At 73.7% G+C, this 20,545-nt stretch carries 22 protein-coding genes and 1 pseudogene; 6 read left to right on the top strand and 17 right to left on the bottom strand.

Going from position 1 to position 20,545, the window contains the following annotated elements:
* Nucleotides 1–18 precede the first annotated feature (18 nt).
* The 8 genes from EV383_RS31570 to EV383_RS03325 all read right to left on the bottom strand — a co-directional run bounded on the left by EV383_RS31570 (nucleotide 19) and on the right by EV383_RS03325 (nucleotide 6,231).
* On the bottom strand, nucleotides 19–513 hold the full coding sequence (locus EV383_RS31570; protein WP_479725232.1) for a Pycsar system effector family protein: 495 nt from the start codon (nucleotides 511–513) through the stop codon (nucleotides 19–21).
* Nucleotides 510–1,211: an adenylate/guanylate cyclase domain-containing protein gene (locus EV383_RS03350; RefSeq protein WP_130288555.1), complete on the bottom strand. Its 702-nt coding sequence runs from the start codon at nucleotides 1,209–1,211 to the stop codon at nucleotides 510–512. Before EV383_RS03350 ends, EV383_RS31570 begins: the two co-directional genes overlap by 4 nt.
* A 510-nt stretch (nucleotides 1,212–1,721) precedes the next feature.
* The gene (locus EV383_RS03345) at nucleotides 1,722–2,105 is read right to left on the bottom strand and encodes an AhpC/TSA family protein (RefSeq protein WP_130288554.1); all 384 of its coding nucleotides are present in this window, start codon (nucleotides 2,103–2,105) and stop codon (nucleotides 1,722–1,724) included.
* A gap of 27 nt (nucleotides 2,106–2,132) precedes the next feature.
* A complete protein-coding gene (locus EV383_RS32560) occupies nucleotides 2,133–2,261 on the bottom strand; it encodes a hypothetical protein (RefSeq protein WP_278044808.1) in 129 nt (42 codons plus the stop codon).
* Complete coding sequence (locus EV383_RS03340; protein ID WP_165438219.1) at nucleotides 2,254–3,390, bottom strand: ABC transporter ATP-binding protein; 1,137 nt, start codon at nucleotides 3,388–3,390, stop codon at nucleotides 2,254–2,256. Before EV383_RS03340 ends, EV383_RS32560 begins: the two co-directional genes overlap by 8 nt.
* Complete coding sequence (locus tag EV383_RS03335) at nucleotides 3,387–4,187, bottom strand: ABC transporter permease (protein ID WP_207223420.1); 801 nt, start codon at nucleotides 4,185–4,187, stop codon at nucleotides 3,387–3,389. Before EV383_RS03335 ends, EV383_RS03340 begins: the two co-directional genes overlap by 4 nt.
* A complete protein-coding gene (locus EV383_RS03330) occupies nucleotides 4,184–5,050 on the bottom strand; it encodes an ABC transporter permease (RefSeq protein WP_207223419.1) in 867 nt (288 codons plus the stop codon). The genes EV383_RS03335 and EV383_RS03330 overlap by 4 nt, the downstream gene beginning before the upstream one ends.
* On the bottom strand, nucleotides 5,047–6,231 hold the full coding sequence (locus EV383_RS03325; RefSeq protein ID WP_130288552.1) for an ABC transporter substrate-binding protein: 1,185 nt from the start codon (nucleotides 6,229–6,231) through the stop codon (nucleotides 5,047–5,049). Before EV383_RS03325 ends, EV383_RS03330 begins: the two co-directional genes overlap by 4 nt.
* 192 nt (nucleotides 6,232–6,423) lie before the next feature.
* Between EV383_RS03325 and EV383_RS03320 the strand changes: the two genes are divergently transcribed.
* Both EV383_RS03320 and EV383_RS03315 read left to right on the top strand, forming a co-directional pair.
* On the top strand, nucleotides 6,424–7,065 hold the full coding sequence (locus EV383_RS03320; RefSeq protein WP_165438218.1) for a TVP38/TMEM64 family protein: 642 nt from the start codon (nucleotides 6,424–6,426) through the stop codon (nucleotides 7,063–7,065).
* The gene (locus tag EV383_RS03315) at nucleotides 7,065–7,676 is read left to right on the top strand and encodes a CDP-alcohol phosphatidyltransferase family protein (protein ID WP_130288551.1); all 612 of its coding nucleotides are present in this window, start codon (nucleotides 7,065–7,067) and stop codon (nucleotides 7,674–7,676) included. Before EV383_RS03320 ends, EV383_RS03315 begins: the two co-directional genes overlap by 1 nt.
* A gap of 8 nt (nucleotides 7,677–7,684) precedes the next feature.
* Here EV383_RS03315 and EV383_RS03310 read toward each other — a convergent pair whose 3' ends face one another.
* From EV383_RS03310 to EV383_RS03290, 5 genes are all read right to left on the bottom strand, one after another.
* Entirely contained in the window at nucleotides 7,685–9,109 is a 1,425-nt protein-coding gene (locus EV383_RS03310; RefSeq protein WP_130288550.1) for a dihydrolipoyl dehydrogenase family protein, read from the bottom strand.
* Nucleotides 9,106–10,518 carry a radical SAM domain-containing protein gene (locus tag EV383_RS03305; protein WP_130288549.1) on the bottom strand — a complete coding sequence of 471 codons (1,413 nt, stop codon included), beginning with the start codon at nucleotides 10,516–10,518 and terminating at the stop codon, nucleotides 9,106–9,108. Before EV383_RS03305 ends, EV383_RS03310 begins: the two co-directional genes overlap by 4 nt.
* Before the next feature lie 121 nt (nucleotides 10,519–10,639).
* Nucleotides 10,640–12,301: a hypothetical protein gene (locus tag EV383_RS03300; RefSeq protein WP_130288548.1), complete on the bottom strand. Its 1,662-nt coding sequence runs from the start codon at nucleotides 12,299–12,301 to the stop codon at nucleotides 10,640–10,642.
* Nucleotides 12,302–12,408: 107 nt separating this feature from the next.
* A complete protein-coding gene (locus EV383_RS03295; RefSeq protein ID WP_130288547.1) occupies nucleotides 12,409–13,701 on the bottom strand; it encodes a flavin monoamine oxidase family protein in 1,293 nt (430 codons plus the stop codon).
* A gap of 57 nt (nucleotides 13,702–13,758) precedes the next feature.
* Complete coding sequence (locus EV383_RS03290) at nucleotides 13,759–14,622, bottom strand: helix-turn-helix transcriptional regulator (RefSeq protein ID WP_130288546.1); 864 nt, start codon at nucleotides 14,620–14,622, stop codon at nucleotides 13,759–13,761.
* Nucleotides 14,623–14,794: 172 nt separating this feature from the next.
* Between EV383_RS03290 and EV383_RS03285 the strand changes: the two genes are divergently transcribed.
* Nucleotides 14,795–15,736 carry an SDR family oxidoreductase gene (locus tag EV383_RS03285; RefSeq protein WP_130288545.1) on the top strand — a complete coding sequence of 314 codons (942 nt, stop codon included), beginning with the start codon at nucleotides 14,795–14,797 and terminating at the stop codon, nucleotides 15,734–15,736.
* Between the two features lie 12 nt (nucleotides 15,737–15,748).
* Here EV383_RS03285 and EV383_RS03280 read toward each other — a convergent pair whose 3' ends face one another.
* Together EV383_RS03280 and EV383_RS31000 are read right to left on the bottom strand one after the other, a co-directional pair.
* Nucleotides 15,749–15,976: a hypothetical protein gene (locus EV383_RS03280; protein ID WP_130288544.1), complete on the bottom strand. Its 228-nt coding sequence runs from the start codon at nucleotides 15,974–15,976 to the stop codon at nucleotides 15,749–15,751.
* Nucleotides 15,969–16,145: a hypothetical protein gene (locus EV383_RS31000; RefSeq protein WP_165438217.1), complete on the bottom strand. Its 177-nt coding sequence runs from the start codon at nucleotides 16,143–16,145 to the stop codon at nucleotides 15,969–15,971. Before EV383_RS31000 ends, EV383_RS03280 begins: the two co-directional genes overlap by 8 nt.
* 402 nt (nucleotides 16,146–16,547) lie before the next feature.
* On the opposite strand from EV383_RS31000, the gene EV383_RS03275 reads away from it, so the two are divergent.
* Genes EV383_RS03275 through EV383_RS03265 form a run of 3 tightly spaced genes read left to right on the top strand, consistent with a single transcriptional unit; the run spans nucleotide 16,548 to nucleotide 17,362 of the window.
* A complete protein-coding gene (locus tag EV383_RS03275; protein ID WP_130288543.1) occupies nucleotides 16,548–16,817 on the top strand; it encodes a hypothetical protein in 270 nt (89 codons plus the stop codon).
* Nucleotides 16,818–16,843: 26 nt separating this feature from the next.
* The gene (locus tag EV383_RS03270) at nucleotides 16,844–17,092 is read left to right on the top strand and encodes a hypothetical protein (protein ID WP_130288542.1); all 249 of its coding nucleotides are present in this window, start codon (nucleotides 16,844–16,846) and stop codon (nucleotides 17,090–17,092) included.
* Nucleotides 17,093–17,095: 3 nt separating this feature from the next.
* Nucleotides 17,096–17,362 (top strand): hypothetical protein, encoded by a 267-nt coding sequence (locus EV383_RS03265; protein WP_130288541.1) that lies wholly within the window; start codon nucleotides 17,096–17,098, stop codon nucleotides 17,360–17,362.
* 39 nt (nucleotides 17,363–17,401) lie between these two features.
* Here the strand turns inward: EV383_RS03265 and murJ are convergent.
* Nucleotides 17,402–18,994, bottom strand: a pseudogene (gene murJ, locus EV383_RS03260) (murein biosynthesis integral membrane protein MurJ).
* Nucleotides 18,975–20,504 carry a Mur ligase family protein gene (locus EV383_RS03250; protein WP_207223418.1) on the bottom strand — a complete coding sequence of 510 codons (1,530 nt, stop codon included), beginning with the start codon at nucleotides 20,502–20,504 and terminating at the stop codon, nucleotides 18,975–18,977. Before EV383_RS03250 ends, murJ begins: the two are co-directional and overlap by 20 nt.
* Between the last annotated feature and the right edge of the window lie 41 nt (nucleotides 20,505–20,545).

Here is a 20,545-nt window from a genome sequence, read left to right as displayed (position 1 = left end):
GCCGTTGACCGGCTGCGGTCAACTGTTCATCACGGCGGCAAGACCCACCAGAGCTGTTCCGAAGGTTGCGAGCCACATAGAGATTTGAAGCCTACGGTGTTTCTGCCAAGCAATCTTGCTCATCACCACAATATTTCGCGTCACTACCGGTACAGGATCTTCTTCCACCAGAACTTTTTGAAGATCTTTGGGGTCCCAGTGCATAAGGTGACCAAAGTAGATGTAGTTGCGTTCCCATTCGCTAGCGACTTTGGTCGACCGAAGCCGCGGCGCAACCACGGTTATGACAAAAAGCACGGCAGTGAGCAAGAGGGCCGTACCCACCCAGAATAGTCCTAGTTCCCAACCGGTCAACATGTTCAGCCTTCGCCCAGCGCCGGTAAGCGTAATACTGCCCGCAAGTGCCGCCGATTCGACTGCGAGCGCAAAAGAGGACTTTGCGTCAACCTTGCCTGTCCAGTCAACGATGGATGTATGGATACGCCAGGCGGTCTCCTGAGAGTCGGGATTCACAATGGCCGCCGCCAGCTAGATCCGTAGTACGTCACCTGATTAGACCCATAGGTGGTCGTCCCCATACTGGTCCACATATTCTCGCCGTTAGTGCTGATCTTGGCGCCCTTGTTCAAGTTGTTGTAGACCGTGGACGTAATATTCATTCGCTTGCCGCCTCGGACCTCGCTGAGCTTGGCAGCAATGTTGGGCGCTCGCCCAATGGATACGAGATCGTTATTCCCGCGCACGCCCCCACGCACGATCATGGCCTCACCACTGTCGATTCCAACGCCGTGAGTCATCACCCAGTTGAAGTCGGTCCACTTTGCCTTTAGGGCAGGATTGATCACTTCATCAAGCACCCAGTTCAGTTTGAGTCCGGCGGCCGCCGCACTCGAATTCTTTGCGTCTCCGATGAAGATCGCCATAACTCGGTCGCCGTCGAACGAGCGGATATGGCCATCTTCTGCCTTCAGGATGCGAGTAGCTGCATTGAGGTACGTTCGCATCACTTTGGCGACTGCCCAGTTCTTGTAGCCCTGTGCCAGACCAGTAGAGTCAGCCATGTCAGCATAGAGGTAGGTTGCGTCAAGCAACTTCGCCCCGTTTGTTAGAGTCACGTCCTCCGTCTTGGGAACAACAGTGGCGTTCTGTGTGTTCCACTCAGCAGACAACACGTCGTTGATGCCATTGGTGATGTCTTCCTTGAGCCCCATGCAAACCCCTCGCCAAGTCGGTGTTGCCGGGACCGTAGCCGCTGGGTCCGACAATCTTCGACGATCAGGGCCTGCCTGCGTCACGAGCGCGCCCAGTGAGTAGAGCGAACGGCTGCCGTACTGGGCGGCACCAGGGGCAGCCGTGCGCCGCGCGAGGAGCAGCCGCAGGACGCACGCCTCACGCAGCGCTTGCGGCTGCATTGCGGACAGCGCCGCACGGCGCCGGAGGCGCTGCCTTGATCAAGGAATGCACTGTCTAGCCACAGCGCGTCGGCTCCGCCGTGGAACGCGTCGTGGGACGAACCACGGGTCTCGACGGCGCGACAGAGACCCGCTCAGCGAACCAGAGGACCACGGAGCCCCGTGTGGCACACCGCGGATGAACCGGTCTTCCGGCCTCCTAAAGCGGGTGCCGCAGGTTCGAATCCTGCCGGGGGCACCACCATCTGACCAGCGGAAACGTTGTCCACGGCGTCGACGACGCGGTGCCGCGGACGGGCGTAGTAGTCCTCAGAACCGTCCCCGGACCCGCAGGGCCGCGTCGACCAGACGCGCCGGCGTCACACGGTCGTCCGGCGACGACGGAGCGAACCGGCGGACGATCGTCGCGTCACGGGTGACGGCGTCGCCGCCCATCTGACGGGTGTCCTCGACCGGGCGCGGGAGCGGATGTCCACGCAACCGCCGTCGTGCGTAGTAGAGCAGCGTCCCGGGTGAGTACACCGCCAGGATCGGAGCCCGCCGGAAGCCGAGCAGCCGGTAGACGTCGCGGTGCTCGTCGGAGAGCACCGGCCCGCGCAGGCCGAGATGCCCGGCCAGAGCGGCGAGGGCCTCGGGCGGGCTGAACCCGACGGTGACCATGCCGATCCCGGTGCCGTCGAGCCGTTCCTGCACCTGGACCAGGTGCTCCTGGCACGGCAGTCAGAAGCGGTGCCTGATCAGTGTCAGCACCTCGACACCGCGACGGTCGCCGAGGTCGACGACCGCGCCGGTGACGGCGTCGGGCAGCCGGATCCCGGTTGTACTCAGGTCGGTGGCGGTCTCACGCACGGATGTGCTCGCTCTCGTCGGGGTCGAGGGTCGCCGGCGGGCCGTCGTGCTCGGCGGGCAGGACCGTGCAGGCGTCGGGCGGCAGGTGCACGGTGACGGTGTCGCCCGGGCCGGCCGGGTGGTCCGGCGGCAGCGTCACGGTCAGCGCGACCCTGTGGGGCAGACGCACGACGACGGTCCGGTGGGTGCCACGGAACCGGGTCTCGACGACCGAGCCGGCGACGAGGTTCGCGGACGGGCCGGACCCGGGAGATCCCGGCCCGTCCGGCCGCGCGTCGCCGGACACCAGCCGCAACGACTCGGGCCGCACGACCAGGACCCCGGGACCTGGCGAGGCCCCCGCGGCCACCCGCAGCGATCCGAGTGCGCAGCGGAACACGCCGTCGTCGAAGGTGCCGGGGATCTCGTTGGTGACACCGAAGAACCGGGCGGCGGCCAGGGACGGCGGCCGGGTGTAGAACGCGGCCGGGTCGGCGTGCGCCTGCAGCCGGCCGTCGAGCAGCAGCGCGATCGAGTCGGCGAGGTCGACCGCCTCCTGCTGGTCGTGGGTGACGAACACGGTGGTCATCGCGAGCTCGCGCTGCACCCGCGCCACCAGCTCGCGCATCCGGACCCGCAGGTCCGCGTCGAGCTGGGAGAACGGCTCGTCGAGCAGCAGCACCTGCGGGTCCAGCACCAGCGCCCTGGCCAGGGCGACCCGCTGTTCCTGGCCACCGGAGAGCTCGCCGGGGCGGCGGGCGGCCAGGTCGGGCAGCCCGACCAGGTCGAGGGCCTCCCGGACCCGGTGCCGCCGGTCCCGCGCGGCGACGCCGCGCATGCGCAGCCCGAAACCGACGTTGTCACCGACCGACAGATGCCCGAACAGCAACGCCTTCTGGAAGACCAGCCCGACCGGTCGTCGCTCGGCCGGGACGCCCAGCACCGACGCGCCGCCGACCGTGACGTCCCCGGCGTCCGGCGCGAGCAGCCCGGCGACCACCCGGAGCAGGGTCGACTTGCCGCAGCCCGACGGCCCGAGCAGGGCGGTCAGTGATCCGGCGGGCACGGTGAGGTCGACGTCGTCGAGCACAGGGGCGTCGCGGCCGTACCCGGCACGCAGCGCGCGCAGCTCCAGCGCGGGCGCGCTCACGGCCGCACCATGGCGGCCGGGCCCAGGTCCCGGGATATCGGGCCGGCCCCGGCGAGACGGCGGGCGGTGAACCCGACCAGGAGCAACGGCGGCAGTGCCAGCGCCAGCGACAGCGCGGCCGCGGCCGGGAGGTCGCCCGATCCGATCGCCGCGAACAGCACCAGCGGCAGCGTGCGCACGGTTCCGCCGCCGATCAGCAGCGTGAGGATGTACTCGCTCCAGGAGATCAGGAACGTGAACAGGGCCGCGACGGCGGCCGCGGGTGCCACCGCCGGCGCCACGACGTGCCGGGTGCGCTGCCACGGCCCGGCGCCGAGCATCCGGGCCTGGTCCTCGGCGTCGGGGTCGAGCCGGGCGAACGCCGCCGCCATCACCAGGCTCGCGTAGGGCACGGCCGGGACCAGCTGCACCAGCACCACCCCTGCGACGGTGTCGGCGAGCCCGTAGCGGACGAAGAACACCTGGATGCCCAGCGTGGTGGCCAGCGCGGGCACCACGACCGGCGCCACGAGCACCGCCGCCACGATCCCTCGGCCGCGGAACCGGTGCCCACCCAGCGCGCGCCCGGCCGCCGTTCCGGCTGCGGTGGCGAGCACCGCGACCACGATCCCGACCAGCATTGACGTCACCGCCGCCTCGACGACGGCGGGGGTGGCGAGCAACCGGGCACCGCGCGCGGAGGGCTCGGGCAGCAGCGCCGGGTAGCCGTACCCGCCGGCCACGGCCCAGGCCAGCAGCGGCACGAACGGGGCGAGCAGACCCAGCACGAGCACCCCCGGACCCACGGCGCGCCTCACCGGGACAGCCGCCGGGTCAGGGCGACGTAGGCCGCCACGCACGCACCGGTGAGGAGCGCGGTGACCAGCGCGAGCGCCATCGCGAGCGGCCGGGCGGCCAGGTCGGGGTCGCGGAACTGCTCGTAGGCGAGCACCGGCAGCGTCGCCGGGAACGGGCGCCCGAGCAGGAACGGCACCTCGTAGCTGCCGACCGTGAACGCGAACACCAGCACCGACGCGGCGCCCACCGCGGGCGCGACGGCCGGGAGCACCACGTGCCGGACCCGCTGCCACCGGTTCGCGCCGAGCACCCGGGCGGCATCGGTGAGCGCCGCGACCCGCCCCGACAGCGCGGCCAGCACGACGACGGCCACGAACGGCGCCTCCTTCCACAGGTACGACGCGACGATCCCCCAGCCGAACGCGTCCTGGGTCAGCGCCGGGAACCCGGCCGGCTCAGCGATCAGACCGGCCGCGTGGGCGAGCCGCGACACCGTCCCGCTCTGCGACAGCAGCAGCGTCACGGCCAGCGCGGCGACGATGTGCGGCACCGGCAGTGTCACCTGCAGCAACGCCGCGAACCCGCGCCGGGTGCGTCCCAGCGACGCCACGAGCAGCGCCGCCGCGGTCCCGAGCACGGCCGCACCGGCGGTCGACACCAGCCCGACCCGCACCGTCAGCCCCACCGAGGCGCGCACCGCCGGGTCGGCGGCGAGCTCCCGGTAGGCGTCGAACCCGAGCGGTGCCGGCGGCAGGAACGGCCGGTGGCCGAGGCTCTGCGCGAGCGCCTGCAGGAGCCCGCCCCCGAACAGCAGCACGACGACGGCCAGCGCGGGTGTGAGCAGGAGCGCGATCCGCAGGCCGCGCGGGATCCGGGTGATCACCGCTGCAGCACGTTCGCGATCCAGCCGTCGTCGACGGCCGACGCGGTGCCCGCGTCGAGCTCGGGCAGGGTCCGCGCCCCGAGCTGCTCCGGCGCCAGCACCGACGGGCCGCGGTCGACCGCGGCGAAGCGGGCGCGGGTGGCCGGGTCGAGCCGGGCCGGGTCGATCGCCGGGTAGAGCCCGGCGTCGGTGTAGGCGCGCAGCTGTGTCTGCGGGTCCTGGAGCAGGTTCGCCAGGACGAGCGCGGCCGCCTTGTGCGGGGCATTCGCCGGGATCGCGACGTTGCTGACGTTGCCGATGTTGCCGACGTCGGGCACCGCCTCGCGGGTGGTCGGCGGGTAGACGCCGTCGGTCACCTTCTGCGCGACCGTACCGGCGCCGTAGGTGTAGTAGGCCGAGATCTCCCCGCTCGCGAACAGCTGCTCGACGGCGGTCTGGCTGGTCGGGTAGGTCTGCCCACCCCTCCAGAGCGCGGGTTCGAGCGCGTTGAGCCGCGCGTGCAGCCGGTCGGCGACCGGGCCCGGCCCGCCCGCGACGCCCTGCGGCCCGCCCGCGGTGTCGTAGAGGAACGTGCGCACCACCATCGAACCGGTGAAGTCGGGCGGCGCCGGGTAGGTGAACCGGCCCGGGTTCGCCCGGGCCCACGCCTCGAGTGCGGTCAGCGACGCCACGTCGGCCGGGGCGAGCCGGGCGCTGTCGTAGACCAGGGCGGAGTCGGCCCGCTGCCAGGCGGCCGCGCACCCGTCGACGGGGGTACCGAAGTCCGTCGCGACCTCCGGGTCGGCGAGGTCGACCGCGCGGGAGTTGGGCAGCGCAGCCGGGTAGCCGCAGTACCAGAGCCCGGCCTGCACGCCGGTGGCGAAGTTCTCGCCGTTGATCCAGATCGCGTCGACGCCGCCCTCGGCGCGGCCGGCCTGGGTCTCGGTGAGCACCTTGTTCAGCGCGTCGGCGGTGTCGGCGACCGGGACCGCGTTCAGGGTGACGCCCTGCTCGGCCAGCCGCGGCGCGACGTAGCCGGAGACGAACCGGTTCACCGCGTCGTCGCCGCCGTAGAGGTAGAAGTTCAGGGTCTGCCCGCGCGCCGCGGTCTGCACCGCCGACCAGTCGGCGGGGTCCGGGTCCGGGGGCCGGGACGGGGACGGCGCGCCGCAGGCGGACGCCAGCGCGACGACTGTGATCATCAGCGCGAGGGCCGTGGACGTGCGGCGGGACGGCACAGGTGGTCTCCCGTGAGACGGTCGGCGCGGGCAGGTGATCCGGTCGGGTCCGCACAGCATCCCCCGGAGCGGGCAGTATCGCGACGGACGCCCGGCGGATCGGTGGGGCGACCACTCCCGCTCGCAGCGGGACCGACGACGGGAGCAGGTGGGCGGGTGCGCGGACGGCGGTGGGTGCGGCCGGTCCTCCTGCTGGTGCTCGTCGCGGCCGGCGGGGTGGCGGTACTGCTGCTCGGAGTACCGACGCTCGACCAGATCCGCGAACGGGTGGACGGGGCCGGGTGGGCCGGACCGCTGGTGTTCGCGGCGCTCTACGCGGGCCTGTCCCTGGTACCGGCGCCGGTCGGTGTCCTCAGCATCGGTGCCGGTGTGCTGTTCGGGCTGCCGGTGGGCCTGGCCGCCGCGCTCGCCGGCGCCCTGGCGGGCGCGCTGGGGGCGTTCGGCCTGGCCCGCGGGATGGGCAGGGCCGCCGTGGCCGACGTCGGAGGGGAACGCCTGGGCCGTCTCGACGCGCTGTTGCGACGGCGCGGGCTGCTCGCCGTGGTCGGCGTGCGGCTGGTCCCGCTGCTGCCGTTCACCGCGCTGAACTACGCGTGCGGGCTGACCGCGGTGCGGCTGCGCGACTACGCCGCCGGGACGGTGCTCGGGATCCTCCCCGGCGCCACCGCGTACGTGGCGATCGGGGCCTACGGCGCCTCGCCGGGGTCGGTCCCGTTCCTGCTCGGCGTGGGCGGGCTGGTGGTGCTCTCGGTCGGCGGGCTCGTCGTCGCGCGCCGCCGCCGGGCGGCGGGGACCTGATGTTCGACGCGATGCTGCGCCGGCGGCTCGACGCCCCGCTCGCCCGCGCGGCCGGTCTGGTGGACCGGAGCTGGGTCACCCCGGACCGGATCACCGCGGCCGGGCTGGTGCTCGGGCTGGGGAGCGCCGCGACGGCCGCGGCCGCCTGGTGGGCGGTGTCGCTCGCGCTGTGGCTGGTCTCCCGGCTCGCCGACGGCCTGGACGGCCCGCTGGCCCGGCGCCGGCGTGCGGTCGGCCGGGGGGACGCCGGTGCCGGCGGTTTCTTCGACATCACCGCGGACTTCGCCGTCTACGGGGCCACCGTGGTCGGGGTGGGCATCGGTTCCGGCGGCCCGCTGTGGCCGTTCCTGCTGGTCCTGCTGGCGTACTACGTCAACGGCACCGCGTTCCTGGCGTTCTCCTCGATCGCCGAGCGCAGTGGCCGCACCCTCGACGACGGCCGGTCGCTGTCGTTCCTCGGCGGACTCACCGAGGGCGCGGAGACGATCGCGGTGCACGCGCTGTGGCTGGTGCTGCCGTTCTGGTCCGGCGAGATCGCGCTGGTCTGGGCGGTGCTGGTCGGGATCACCGCGGTGCAGCGGATGGTCGCGGGTCACCGGGCCCTGCGTTAGCGGCTGCGTTAGCGGCGGCGGGACACCCAGAGCCGGCGGCCCCGCATCACGAGCCGCACCGCGGCCCGGACCGGACCTCGGCCCAGCTGCGTGCGGACGTCGGCGATCGCGGCGTTCCACGGCGCGTCGCCGTGGGTCGGGTAGGGGTGCATGGTCCCGGCGAGGTCCCGGGTGCGAAGGCCGTGCCGGACGGCGAGGGTCAGCTCGGCCAGCACCTCTCCCGCGCGGGGTCCGACCACGACGGCTCCGGCGACCCGGCCGCGCCGGTCGACGACCAGCCGGGCGAACCCCGTGGTGTCGCCGTCGGTCACGGCGCGGTCCACCTCGTCGTGGTCACGGGTCTGCACGGTGGTGCCCTTCGCTCCGGGCGCCGCCCCGACGGAGGCGACCTCCGGGGCGGTGAACGTCACCCGCGGCACCACCGTCTCGGCACGGCGGCGCAGGCCCAGCACGGCGTTGGTCGCCGCCGTGGAGCCGTGCACGCCCGCGACGTGGGTGAACCGCGGGTGCGCGGTGACGTCGCCGGCCGCCCAGATCCGCGGGTTCGTCGTGCGCAGCTGCTCGTCGACGCGGACGCACCCCTGCTCGTCTAGTGCCACCCCGGCGGACGCGAGGTCCAGCGCCGCGGTGTCCGGGCGGCGTCCGAACGCGGCGAGCACCCGGCCCGCGGCGAGCCGCTCGCCGCCGTCGAGCAGCACCCGGGCCGTGGCGCCGGAGCCTTCCACCGCGCTCACCGCGCGGCCGGTGTGCACCTCGACGCCGTCGGCGCGCAGGGCGGCGGCGAGCACCCGGGAGGCGTCGGGATCCTCGCCCGGCAGCAGCCGCGGCGCGGCCTCGACGAGGCTCACCGCCACCCCGAGCCGGGCCAGCGCCTGAGCCAGCTCGCACCCCACCGAGCCGGCGCCCAGGACCACCAAGCGGTCCGGCAGCTCGGTGAGCGCGTCCCACACGGTGTCGGTGGTCAGAGGGTCGGCGTCGGCCAGGCCGGGGATGCCCGGCAGCAGCGGGGACGACCCGGTGGCGATCAGTGCCCGGCGGAACCGGACCGGCTCGCCGTCGACCGTCGCGGTGTCCGGCCCGGTCAGCCGGGCCGTGGCGCGGCGGACGGTGACCCCGGCCGCCGCGAGCGACTCGGCGGAGTCGACCGGTTCGATCGTCCGTCGGGCGTGGTCGACGTGGGCGCGGACGGCGGCGAGGTCAATCCGCACGCCGTCCACGTGCACACCGAGCCGGGCCGCCGCGCGGGCGTCGGCGGCGGCGGACGCGGCCGCGAGCAGGGCCTTGCTGGGCACGCAGCCCGTCCAGAGGCAGTCCCCGCCGGTGCGTGCGGCCTCCACCAGCAGCACCGAGGCCCCGAACGAGGCCGCGGTCCGCGCGCCGACCAGCCCGGCGCTGCCGCCGCCCACGACGAGCAGGTCCGGTACCCGGCTCATCGGCGCGACCGGACGTCGACCAGGGGCAGCAACGTCCGCAGCCGCGCGTTCTCCCCGGGGTCGAGGACCGCGTGCTGCACGCAGGCGGGCACCAGCGTCCCGCTCTCCGGGTGGGCCATCGCGTAGTGACAGGCCGCGAGCCGTTCCTGCACGCCGCGCACGTCAGGATCCTCGCTGACCTCGCCACGGGAGGTCAGCTCCCACGCCGGGGCCACCTCGTCGGCGTCCATGAAGCGGTGCATCACGAACGTCACCGGCCGTGGACGGTGCCGTAGGAGGTTCCGCACGCCGGCCCGCCGTACCGCGCGCGCCGCCCACCCGGCGGCGACCGCCACGAGCGACGGCCGGCCCAGCGCCAGCCGCAGCAATCGCGCGGCGACCACGACCGGCGGGGTGCCGCCGAACCCGATGCCCGCGCAGTGGGTCAGGAACGCGTCGCGGACGGCCAGGTCACGGGCATCGTCGCCGTCCAGGGCGGGATACCAGTGATCGCCGAGATAGAAGCCGTAGGCGGTGCGGTTGCAGCGCAGGTCCCCGTTCTGCACGACCCGGTGGTCCAGCCGCGTGCCGGCGCCGCGCTCGATCTGCGCCCAGACCGCGTCCGCGCCGACGTCCTCGCCGCGGTACCCGTCCCGCCAGCGGCGGTCGTCGCCGACGAAGGCCGCCGGCTGGAAGGACAGCATCCCGAACCCCATCCGTCCCACCTCGGCCACCACCTCGGCGACCTGCCCGACGTTCGCGGGTGTGACGGTCATCGTGTGCGCCAGGAACGAGCGCACCCCGTGCTCGCGGCGCAGCCGGTCGAACCGCTCGACGAACCGGCGCCGGTACGGATGCAGCGACGCCTCGTCCGGCGGGCGCGGGATGCCGCGACGACCGAACATCTGCGAGTCGAAGTGCCCGGCGAACGACACCCGGCGCAGCCGGCGCCGCCCCTCCGGCCCGCGCACCAGCCGGGGCAGGTAGTCGTCGTCGAGGTCGCCGTGGCTCATGCTCATCGGCTCCCGGCCGTGCTCGCGCATGATCGCCAACGCCGCGGCGTGGTCGTCCGGTGCCAGCAACGTGACCTCACCGCCGATCAGCTGGGCGTGCGCCCGCGGCCCGCGCAGGCGCCGCAGCAGCGCCATCTGGGCGGTCACCTCGCGACGGGTGTGCGCACCGTCGGTACGCACCCGGTTCGCGTCCCGGGAGTGGTAGCAGGGGGTGCAGGCCAGGTCGCACGCCGGGAAGACGCCGTGCGTTCCCTCGCAGCCGGTCCCGAACCGGCCCAGCACCTGGGCCGGGGTCCGGGCGGAGACGGGCAGCTCGGCCCACCTCCGGGCCAGCGCCGCGTCGGTCTCGGGGTCACGCGGGCGGGTGCGGCGCTCCCAGGCACGAATCCGGTCCCGGGCACGGGCGGCGAAGGGCACGGGCGCTCCTGATGTCGACGGTCGGGCCGGCGACCCGGCTTCCGATGATGGACCGCCGGCCGGGACGTCGCGCGGTCGGACACCCGCCCCGTCGCGGACGTCGTCGGCCGACGGACGCGGATCAGCCGTTCGGCAGCTCGCCGTCGAACAGGTCGGTCCGGACGGCGAAGAACTGCCCCGTGACGCGCTCGGTACCGGTGACCACGTTCGCTCCCGGCGGAAGCACCGGATCGGCCTGCTCGTGGACGAGCACGTATCGACCGGTCGCGAGCAGCTCGTCGCGGACCGGTCGGAGGTCGAAGATCAGGTCCGGTTCCGGCGTCCCGCAGCGGGTGGGCGAGGCCATCCAGTCCCGGTAGGACAGGTGTGCGCCGATCGGGGTGTGGGCCGTGAACGCGTCGCACGGGGCGAGCTCGTTGCCGGCGAGACGGTTCGTGTCGATGTAGCGGAGACGGTCGGGGTCGTCGAGGGCGAGGTAGCGCATCACCATCCCGGCCTGCCCTCCCCCGACCAGCACGGGGCGGCCGAGCTTCGCCCGCAACCGGTCGATCTCGGCGGACACCACGGGGATGAACGCGGCGTCGCGCAGGTGCACCCGGTTGCGGCGCTCCACCCACGGCGGGTCGAGACCGGCGGGCGCGCCGGGCACGACGAGGTCGGGTGCCCAGGCCGGCTGCCCCGCCGAGTCGTACAGCGTGGTCTGCGCCAGGCCGAGCCCCTGGGCTGCGATCAGCACCACCGCGAGCACGGCCCCGGCCCGGCGGCCGTACCGCTCGGCGGCCCGCGTGAATCCGACGCCGGCGAGCAGCCCGAGCACGGCGACGGACGGGACGAACAGCCGTCCGGCCATCATCAGGTCCCCGCCCGAGAACACCGCCGCCGCCACCCCGGCCAGAGCGAACGCCCACAGCACCGGTTCGACGGCCGGACGGCGGCCGCGCAGCAGGAACGCGCCCACGACGGCCACCGCGATGACGACCAGCATGAACGGCGGCAGGAGCCACCGGTCGGCGTAGGTCAGCCCACGCTGGGCCGCCTCGAGCATCGGCCCGCCGGTCTTCGCCACGACCGGCTGCGGGACCGGGTACCCCGTCCAGCCCCACCGGACCAGCGCGACCGCGACGCCGACGGCCGCCGCCACGGCGACCAGCACCGCGACCCGCCGGACGGCGTCCGGCCGCCGCCACAGGAGGACCCCCGTACCGATCAGGCCGGCGACGAGCACGAGCCCGGCCTCGGGGCGGACGAGCGTCTGGGCGAGCACCACGACGGCGAACGCCACCAGCACACCCGTATCGATGCCCCGCTCCAGTGCGCGCACCGTCACGAGACCGGCCAGGAGCAGGACGAACGCGGCGAGGGACGTCTCCAGCCCGCCGAAGGACCAGTGGACGAGATAGGCCCCGGTACCGACGATCAGGGAGCTCGGCACCGCCGACCCCGGGTGCATCCGCTCCGCGAGCACGGCGGCGAGCACCGTCGTCGCGGCGCCGAACAGCACCCCGACGACCAGCCCGACGACCGGGACCGGCAACGACGTCACGACCGTGACCAGGGCCAGTACGAGCACGTGGAGCAGGCTCGACGACTGCTCGACCGGGTCTCCGTTGTAGTTCGCGATCGCCCCGGTCGCGAGCAGCCGGTCCACCACGCCGAAGGTGATGTAGGAGTCGTCGAGTCCGGCCGGGCCGAACAGCAGCAGGCCGGCACCGACGAGCAGCGCGGGACCCGCCGCCACCATGGCCGGTACCACCACCCGGCCCCGAACTTGCGACTCGATCACGCGAACAGCCTAGAAGCGTCCGACCAGGACGAACCCGACGGGGAGGCCCCGATCGGGCTGCCGGTGGTGGACGAGCGCCCGCCGGTGGTGTCGGCCCCGGATCGCGGTCAGGGGCGCAGACGCTCGGCGATGCGGCCGGCCGCCTGCTCGCCGCTGCGGACGGCGCCCTCGACCCACGGCGCGGTCATGTGGTCACCGGCCAGGTCGACGTTGCCGGCGGGAAGGACCTCGCGGGCGGCCGCGAGACGGCGGATCGTGCCGGGCCCGAACGTGGGCGTGTAGGGCTGGTGGCGCATCACCACCCGTTCGGTGATCTGTCCGACGACCTCGGGGTGGTACTTCTCGACGTCGGACTGCAGGCGGTCGGCCAGCTCGTCGTCGTCGATCGACTCGGCGCGGGCCCGCCGGGCGGCGGTGACCAGCAGGAGCCCTCCCTGCTCGGCCCAGCTGTTCGCGAGGTAGATGCCGCCCATCGTGGACTCGCCGACCTCCGGGTCGGTCACGACCTCCATGCCGACCGGACGTCCCTGGGCCGACAGCGTCACCGCCTCGCGTGTGCGCAGGTAGGCGTAGTCGATGCGGGAGTACCCGATCGTCAGGTGCTCGGCGACGGCGGGCGGGGCCTGCGTCCAGATCCGGGCGGTCACGTCGGCCGGGCAGGCCAGGACCGCCCTGCGCGCGGCGATCTGCTCGCCGCGTGCGTGCACCACGACGCCGTCCCCGGTGTCCTCGACGTGCTCGACCGGCGTGCCGTGACGGATGTCGAGCCCGTCCGCGAGCGCGGTGACCAGCCGGTCCGCGCCGCCGTCGATCTCGCGCAGCTCACCGGTGAACACGTGCAGCTGCAGGGCGAGCATCGCCGCGGAGAGCCGGTCGCTCGGGACGCCCCAGAGGAACTCGTGCGGCGCGGCGGTGAACCACCGTCCTGCGGTGTCGGTGAGCCCGTCGGTGACCGCCCGGGTGTCGCGGCGGGCGAACGAGACGAGGTCGCCGAGGTCCTTCGGCCTCGACGCCAGGATCGGCCCGGCGGCACGCAGGACGGACGCCTTGTCCCCGACCGACAGGGCCGAGGTGCGCAGCGGGCCGGGGACCGAGCCGTAGTCGACGTGGTGCCACTCGCCCTTGCGGCGCAGCCCGGTGTGGAAGCCGGTGGGGACGGCGACGGTGTCGCCGTCCAGGCCGGTCTCGCGCAGCAGGCGGGCCATCGCCCGGTAGCCGCGGGTGTGGAAGATCCCGCCGTGCTCCAGGCGCAGACCCGGCCGGCGCTCGGTGCGGATCCGCCCGCCGGTGTGCCCGTCGGACTCCAGCACGACGACGGACAGACCGCGCGCACGGAGACGACGCGCGGCGACCACCCCCGCCATCCCGGCGCCCACCACAACCACGTCGATGTCGGTCATGCGCGGAGACGCTAGGCCGGATCGCCGGCCGATCCCTCCCGCCCAGGGGGTGATCGTCTACCCCGATCTGGGCTCCGGCCCCGCCGCGAGGGTCTGGGCCCCGATGACGGACAGGAGCTGCAGCTTCTCGTGGGTCTCGCTGCCCGGCGCGGCGGTGTAGACGAACAGCAGGTGCGACTGCTGCGGGTCGACGAGCGTCTGACAGTGCAGCTCCAGCCGCCCGACCTCGGGGTGCACGAGTCGCTTGACGTCGTGCGGGTGCAGTCCGATCTCGTGCTCGTCCCACAGCGCGCGGAACTCGGCGCTGCCGTCGAGCAGGAGGTCGGCCAGGTGCGCCGCGCGGGAGCCGGGCCCGCGCAGCGTGACGAGTCCCCGCAGTCCCGAGGCGTAGAGCCGGGAGAGGAACGCGTGCTCCTCCGGCGCGTAGAGCTCCCGCGTGGACGGGTCGGCGAACCACCGGTAGCCGCGGCTGCGCGACGGGCCGGTGTAACCGGTGGTGTCGCCGGTCAGGGCGACGCCCAGCGGGCTCTGCCGCAGCGTCTCCCCCAGCTCGGTGACGATCTCGGCCGGGGTGTCGGCGAGGCGGTCGAGGATGCGGAGCAGGCCGGGGCCGATGTGCTCGCTCGCCGAGTCGCGGAGCGGCGGGTGCTGTCCGGCGAGGCGGAACAGATGGTCGCGCTCGTCGAGGGAGAGGTGCAGGCCCTGGGCGATCGAGGCCAGCATCTGCTCCGACGGGTGCGGGCCGCGTTCGCGTTCGAGCCGGGCGTAGTAGTCGGCCGACATGTGGCAGAGCGCCGCGATCTCCTCGCGGCGGAGCCCGGCGGTCCGGCGGCGGCGCCCGCGCGGGAGGCCGACGTCCTCGGGCTGCATCGACTCCCGCCGTCGTCGCAGGAACTCGGCCAGACCACTGCGATCGATCACGCTGTCTCCTCCGGTTCCCGACGCCGCCTCCTTCCTACCGCGGCGGTGTGCAGCCGAGCGACGGATCGCCGATCCGCCCCTTCACCCGCCGTGAGCCACGGATCGGGAGGCCGTGGATGCCGGTCCGCGGACCGGCCAGTGTCGGGGGCACACCGAAGCCTCAGGAGGACCCGTGCCACGCACACCCACCATCACCGTCCCCGATCTCACCGGGCGGCGCGCCGTCGTCACCGGGGCGAGCGACGGGGTCGGTCTCGGTATCGCCACCCGGCTCGCCGCCGCCGGGGCCGAGGTGGTCCTGCCCGTCCGCAACCCGCGCAAGGGCGAGGATGCGCTCGCCCACATCCGCCGGCACACTCCCGGCGCCGACGTGTCGCTGCGCGAGCTCGACCTGTCCTCACTGCGGTCGGTCGCGGCACTCGGCGAGACGCTGCTCGGCGAGGACCGGCCGATCCACATCCTGGTCAACAACGCCGGTGTGATGACGCCGCCGGACCGGCAGAGCACCGCCGACGGTTTCGAGCTGCAGTTCGGGACGAACCACCTCGGGCACTTCGCCCTGGTGGCGCACCTGCTGCCGGCGCTGCGGTCCGGGCGGGCCCGGGTGACCTCGCAGGTCAGCGTCGCGGCGAGCAGCGGCGCGGTCCACTGGGACGACCCGAACTGGGAACGCTCCTACGACGGCATGCGCGCCTACCGCCAGTCGAAGATCGCGTTCGGGCTGTTCGGTCTCGAGCTCGACCGGCGCAGCCGGGCGCAGGGCTGGGGCATCTCGAGCAACCTGTCCCACCCCGGGGTCGCCCCGACGAACCTGCTCGCCGCGCGGAGCGATCTGGGCCGCTCCCGCCAGACCCTGGGCCGGCGGGTCATCGGCGCCCTGTCGCGCCACGGCATCCTGGTCGGGACGGCCGAGACCGCGGGTTTCCCCGCCCTCCTCGCCGCGACGTCCCCCGACGCCGGCGGCGCCCGGCTCTACGGCCCGAGCGGTCCCGGGCACGTCGGCGGTCCTCCCGCGGAGCAGACCCTCTACTCCCCGCTGCGGTCCTCCGACGACGCCCGGCGCATCTGGCGCCTGTCCGAGGAGCTGACCGCGATGTCCTTCTCCGACGTGTGAGGGCCGCCGGTCTCAGTGACGTTCGCACTCCGGGTCGATGAGCGGGTGCTCCGCCGCGCCCACCCGGTAGGCGGCGTTGCCCAGGACCGAGCAGACACAGCCCTGCTCACGCGCCCGGTTGCTACCGGGCGGCAGTGCCTCGTCACGCGCCGGGTGGGCGTGCTCGAGCTGCTGCCCGGCCGGGTCGAACCAGTCGACGTCGCTCTCCTCCGCCGACGCCGGCGATCTGTCGTCAGCCATGGTTGCGGGTCCCCTCCGATCGGCTGCCCGGACCGGTCGTCCGCTCGTGCCGGCGCCGATCGCAGTGGCGGCGCCACCAGATCGTGAGCTCGGCCTCCGGGTCGGTCGTCCGCCGGAGGGCGTCGGCGGCGATCACGTCGTGGATCGCGGCGGCATCACCCACGTTCACTGCACACACCCCGTGCTCCGGAAGCCGGGCCGGCACCGGCGCGGCTCCATGGTCGACTGATACTGAAGGGTACTGAGTACCCGATGGTATCGAAGTGGCAGAGGCCCTGTACCCGGCCGAGGAACGCGGCCGGCATCGGCAGGTCGACCCCGGGGATCTCGGCTCCCCGCGGGCGCCTCGCCGGACGATCTGGCCGGCGACCACCGGGCGCGCCTCGACCGGCTCCACGACGCGCTGCGCGGCGGTGTCGCCCCTCCGCGTGAGGGCGACGGTGGACGAATTCGCGGTCGCCGGTGCATATCCGGATCCGTGAGGGGTATCGGCTAGGAATCGCGTTCCGGCGAGCCCGTCGTCGCCCTGTCGCGGGCCGGTCGCGATTCTTCCGACAAAGGAGTCCAGTCGATGGTGGACGATCAGAACGGCCTCGCCGTGCGTCAGGTGACCAATGTGCACTCGAACTGGAGTGCGCAGGGTGAGGGGACCGACGGAAAGTTCTCGTTCCAGTTGATCCTCGACGACGGCGCCCAGGAGGCGATCATCCGCCCGGTGGCCGACGACAGCTTCGTCGTCCTGCAGTTGCTGGCCCTGACCAGCACGGTGTTCTTCGACACCGTGAACCGCGTGCTCATCTTCGGGCGCGTCGAGTTCACCCCACCCGCCGCCCGCAGCTGACCACAGAACCCGATCGGGAGATTCTCATGACGAGCACGGAACAGAGTTCGATCGGCATCCGCCAGGTCACCGATCTGCACGCGAACTGGAGCGAGCAGGGGGACGGCGAGCCGGGCAAGTTCTCCTTTCAGCTGATTCTCGACGACGGCGCGGAAGAGGCGTTGATCCGTCCGTCGGCGGAGGCGGCCAAGGTACTGATCGTCGAATTCCTGGCGGGCAAGAGCTTCTACTGGGACACCCAGCGCGAGGTCCTGCTGCTGCGCGGGCTGAAGTAGCCCGTGACCGGCACCGAACCGGCGATCGCCGTCCGGCAGGTCTCGCAGCTGCACGCGCACTGGCGCGACAACGGCGACGGCGTCCCGGGCACGTTCGCGCTCTCGATCCTCCTCGACGACGGTGCGCTGGAGGTCGTGGGCATCGCCCACCCGCGCGACATCCAGGCCCTGATCCCGCTGCTCGCCGTCGTCGGCGGGTCGGCGTTCCTCGACCTCGAGCGCGGGGTCGTCACGATCAGCGGGGTCTCGTTGCCGGTCCGCCGGCTCTGACCCCGTACGACGGGCCCGGTCCCCACACGACCGGGCCCGTCAGCGGAACCGGGTGAGCACGTCGTCCAGCTCGTGGACGCGCAGCAGCCGCATCCCGAGCACTGCCAGCACCAGGGCCAGGGCCGACCCCGCGAGCAGGTCCAGCCACGCCTGACCCAGGGGCGGGATCCCGAGCAGCCGGTCGGCGCCGGTCATGGCGAGCAGCGCCAGCACCGCCCCGGCGACCGACGCGACGCCGGTCCGCCACGACGTCCGGACCACCCGGACGGTGTCGAGCCGGCCGAGCCGGACGCTCAGCCACACCGCGCCGACGACGGCCCCGACGACGAACCCGGCGGCGTTCACCGCGGCGAGCCCGAGCACGACCCGCTCAGGCGGCAGGACCGCCGGGACGGCCAGCAGCAACGGCACCTTGACCACCGTCATCACGACCATGACGAACGTCGGGGTGCGGGCGTCGGCCAGGGCGTAGAACACCCGCAGCTGCAGCATCACCACGGCCAGCGGCAGCAGCCCGAACGCCGACACCGCGAGCGTCTGGCCGAGCAGCGCGGCTCCGTCTCCCCCGGACCGGCCGACCGAGAACAGGGCCGTGCCCAGTGCGGGTCCGAACACCGTCAGCACGGCGCTGATCGGGAGCAGGGCGACCGCGGACAGGCGGCTGCCGAGCGAGAGGTCGGCGACGACCCGGTCGGTCCGGCCGTCCGCCGCGGCGGCACTCATCCGCGGCATCAGCACGGTGAGCAGCGAGACCCCGAGGATGCCGTAGGGGACCTGGATGAGCAGCCAGGCGTTGGCGTAGATCGCGATCGCGGCGTCGTCGGCGGCCGAGGCGACCCGGTTGGTGACCGCGAGCGCGACCTGGCTGATCAGCACGTACCCCACGACCCACGCGGCCAGCCCGCCGAACGCCGTGAGCCGCCGGTCCCAGCCCCACCGCCAGCACCAACGGAACCCGGTGCGGCGCAGGGCCGGGACGATCGCGGCGGCCTGCACGACGATGCCCAGCGTCGTCCCGATCCCCAGCACCAGCAGCTGGGCGGTGCTGATCCCGGACGGCGGCGCGGGAAGGAGCCAGTACACGCCCAGCGCGGCGAGGACGACGACGTTGTTGAGCACCGGCGCCCACGCCGCCGGACCGAACACACCGCGGGCGTTGAGCATCGCCCCGAACACCGCGCCCATCCCGTAGAAGAAGATCTCGGGCAGCAGCAGGTAGGCGAACGCGACGGCGAGACGGGCGCCGGCCGGGTCGTCGGAGGTCAGCTAGAGCCCGACGAGCCACGGCGCGGCGGCCGTCGCGAGCACCGTCGCCACCCCGAGCCCGACCGCGGCGACGGACAGCAGACGGTGGGCGAAGGCCTCGCCGTCGTCGCCGTCCTCGCGTGCGGCGCGGACCAGGACCGGCACCACCACCGACGTCAGGACCCCGCCGAGCAGGAGCTGGTAGATGCTGGTGGGCAGGGTGTTCGCCACCGTGTAGGAGCTGTTGACCAGGCCGAGCCCGATCGTCGCGACGATCGCGAGCGTCCGGACGAATCCGGTCGCGCGGCTGACCAGGGTCGCGACCGCGACCGACCCTCCGGCCCGGAGCAGGGTGGAGTCGGCCGGGTCAGCCGCACGCGGGCACATCGCCGGCGTCCTCCCGGTCCAGCACCGCGGCGCGCAGGGCGACGCGGTCGTCGAACCACCGGACGTCGCCGCCGGTGACCAGCGTCTGGTCGGCGCCGCGTCCGACCACGACCACGACGTCACCGGGCCCGGTCTCGGCCACCGCGACGGCGATCGCCTCGGCCCGGTCGGCGCACTCGACCACCTGCGCGCCGCGGACCGCGCGGGCGCCGTCGGCCACCGCGCGTCGCAGCATCGCCGGGTCGTCGCCGTGGGGGCTCTCGTCGGTGACCACGACGACGTCGGCGCGCTCGGCCACACACCGGCCCAGCGCCGCCCGCTTTCCAGGATCGCGCTGCCCGGTCGCCCCCATCACCACGACCAGGCGGCCCGCGGTGAGCGAGCGGAGGAACGGCAGCAGGCGCCGGTGCCCGCCGGTGTTGTGCGCGAAGTCGACGAGCGCCAGGTACGGCTGCCCGGCATCGACCCGCTCCAGGCGCCCCGGCAGGGCGGGGAACGTCCCGATCCCGGCCAGGACGTCGTCGACGTCGAGGCCGGTCGAGACGAGCGCGGCGACCGCGGCCAGGGCGTTGGACGCCTGGTGCGGGCCGAGCAGGGCGAGCGAGACCTCGCGGTCGACGCCGGGCCCGGTCAGCCGGAACGCGGTGCCGGTGACGGTCGCGCGGACGTCGCGGGCCCGCCAGTCGGCCGCCCCGCCCTCCCCGGACACCGTGACCACGGGACACCGGGTGGTCCGCGCGAGACGCCGCCCGAACGCGTCGTCGACGCCGACGACCGCGAGCTCGCAGCGCTCCGGGGTGAACAGCGCGGCCTTGGCCGCGTAGTAGCCGTCGAGGTCGCCGTGCAGGTCGAGGTGGTCGGGGCTGAGGTTGGTGAACACCGCGGTGCGGAACCGGACGCCGGTGACGCGGTCCAGGGCGATCCCGTGGCTGGAGACCTCCAGCGCGACGTCGGTGGCCCCCGCGGCCCGGCACCCCGCGAGGAAGGCCTGCAGGTCCGGGGCCTCGGCCGTGGTGCGCTCGGCGGGGCGTCCCAGGTCCGGGGCCCGGACCTCGAGCGTGCTGGCCAGCCCGGTGCGCCGTCCGGCCGCGGCGAGACCGGCCGCGATCAGGTGGGTCGTGCTGGTCTTGCCGTTCGTGCCGGTCACCCCGTGCACGGCCAGGGCCCGTGACGGGTGCCCGTGCAGCCAGGCCGCAAGCGGGCCCAGCACCCGTCGCGGGTCGGGGACAACGATGCAGGGCAGCTCGGGCGAGGCGCGGTCGCTGAGCATGACCCCCGCCCCCGCCCCCGCCCGCGCGGCCGCACCGGCGTAGGCAGCGCCGTGGCAGTGCCCGCCCGGTAGCCCGGCGAACAGGTCGCCGGGGCGGACCGCTCCGCTGTCGAGCGTCACCCCGCCGACGACACCCGCCATGGCACCGGCACGGCCCGCCGCCCCGGCGACCAGCCGCACCGACGGCTCGAGGTCGCGGAGGAAGGCGAGCACCTCGGGCACGGCCCGGGGATGCGGCACGGCATGACCTCGATTCCGGACGGCGGCCAGGACAGTTCTGG

It is taken from the genome of Pseudonocardia sediminis, assembly GCF_004217185.1.
Classification (GTDB): domain Bacteria; phylum Actinomycetota; class Actinomycetes; order Mycobacteriales; family Pseudonocardiaceae; genus Pseudonocardia; species Pseudonocardia sediminis.
This window is presented reverse-complemented; position numbering and strand designations above follow the sequence as displayed.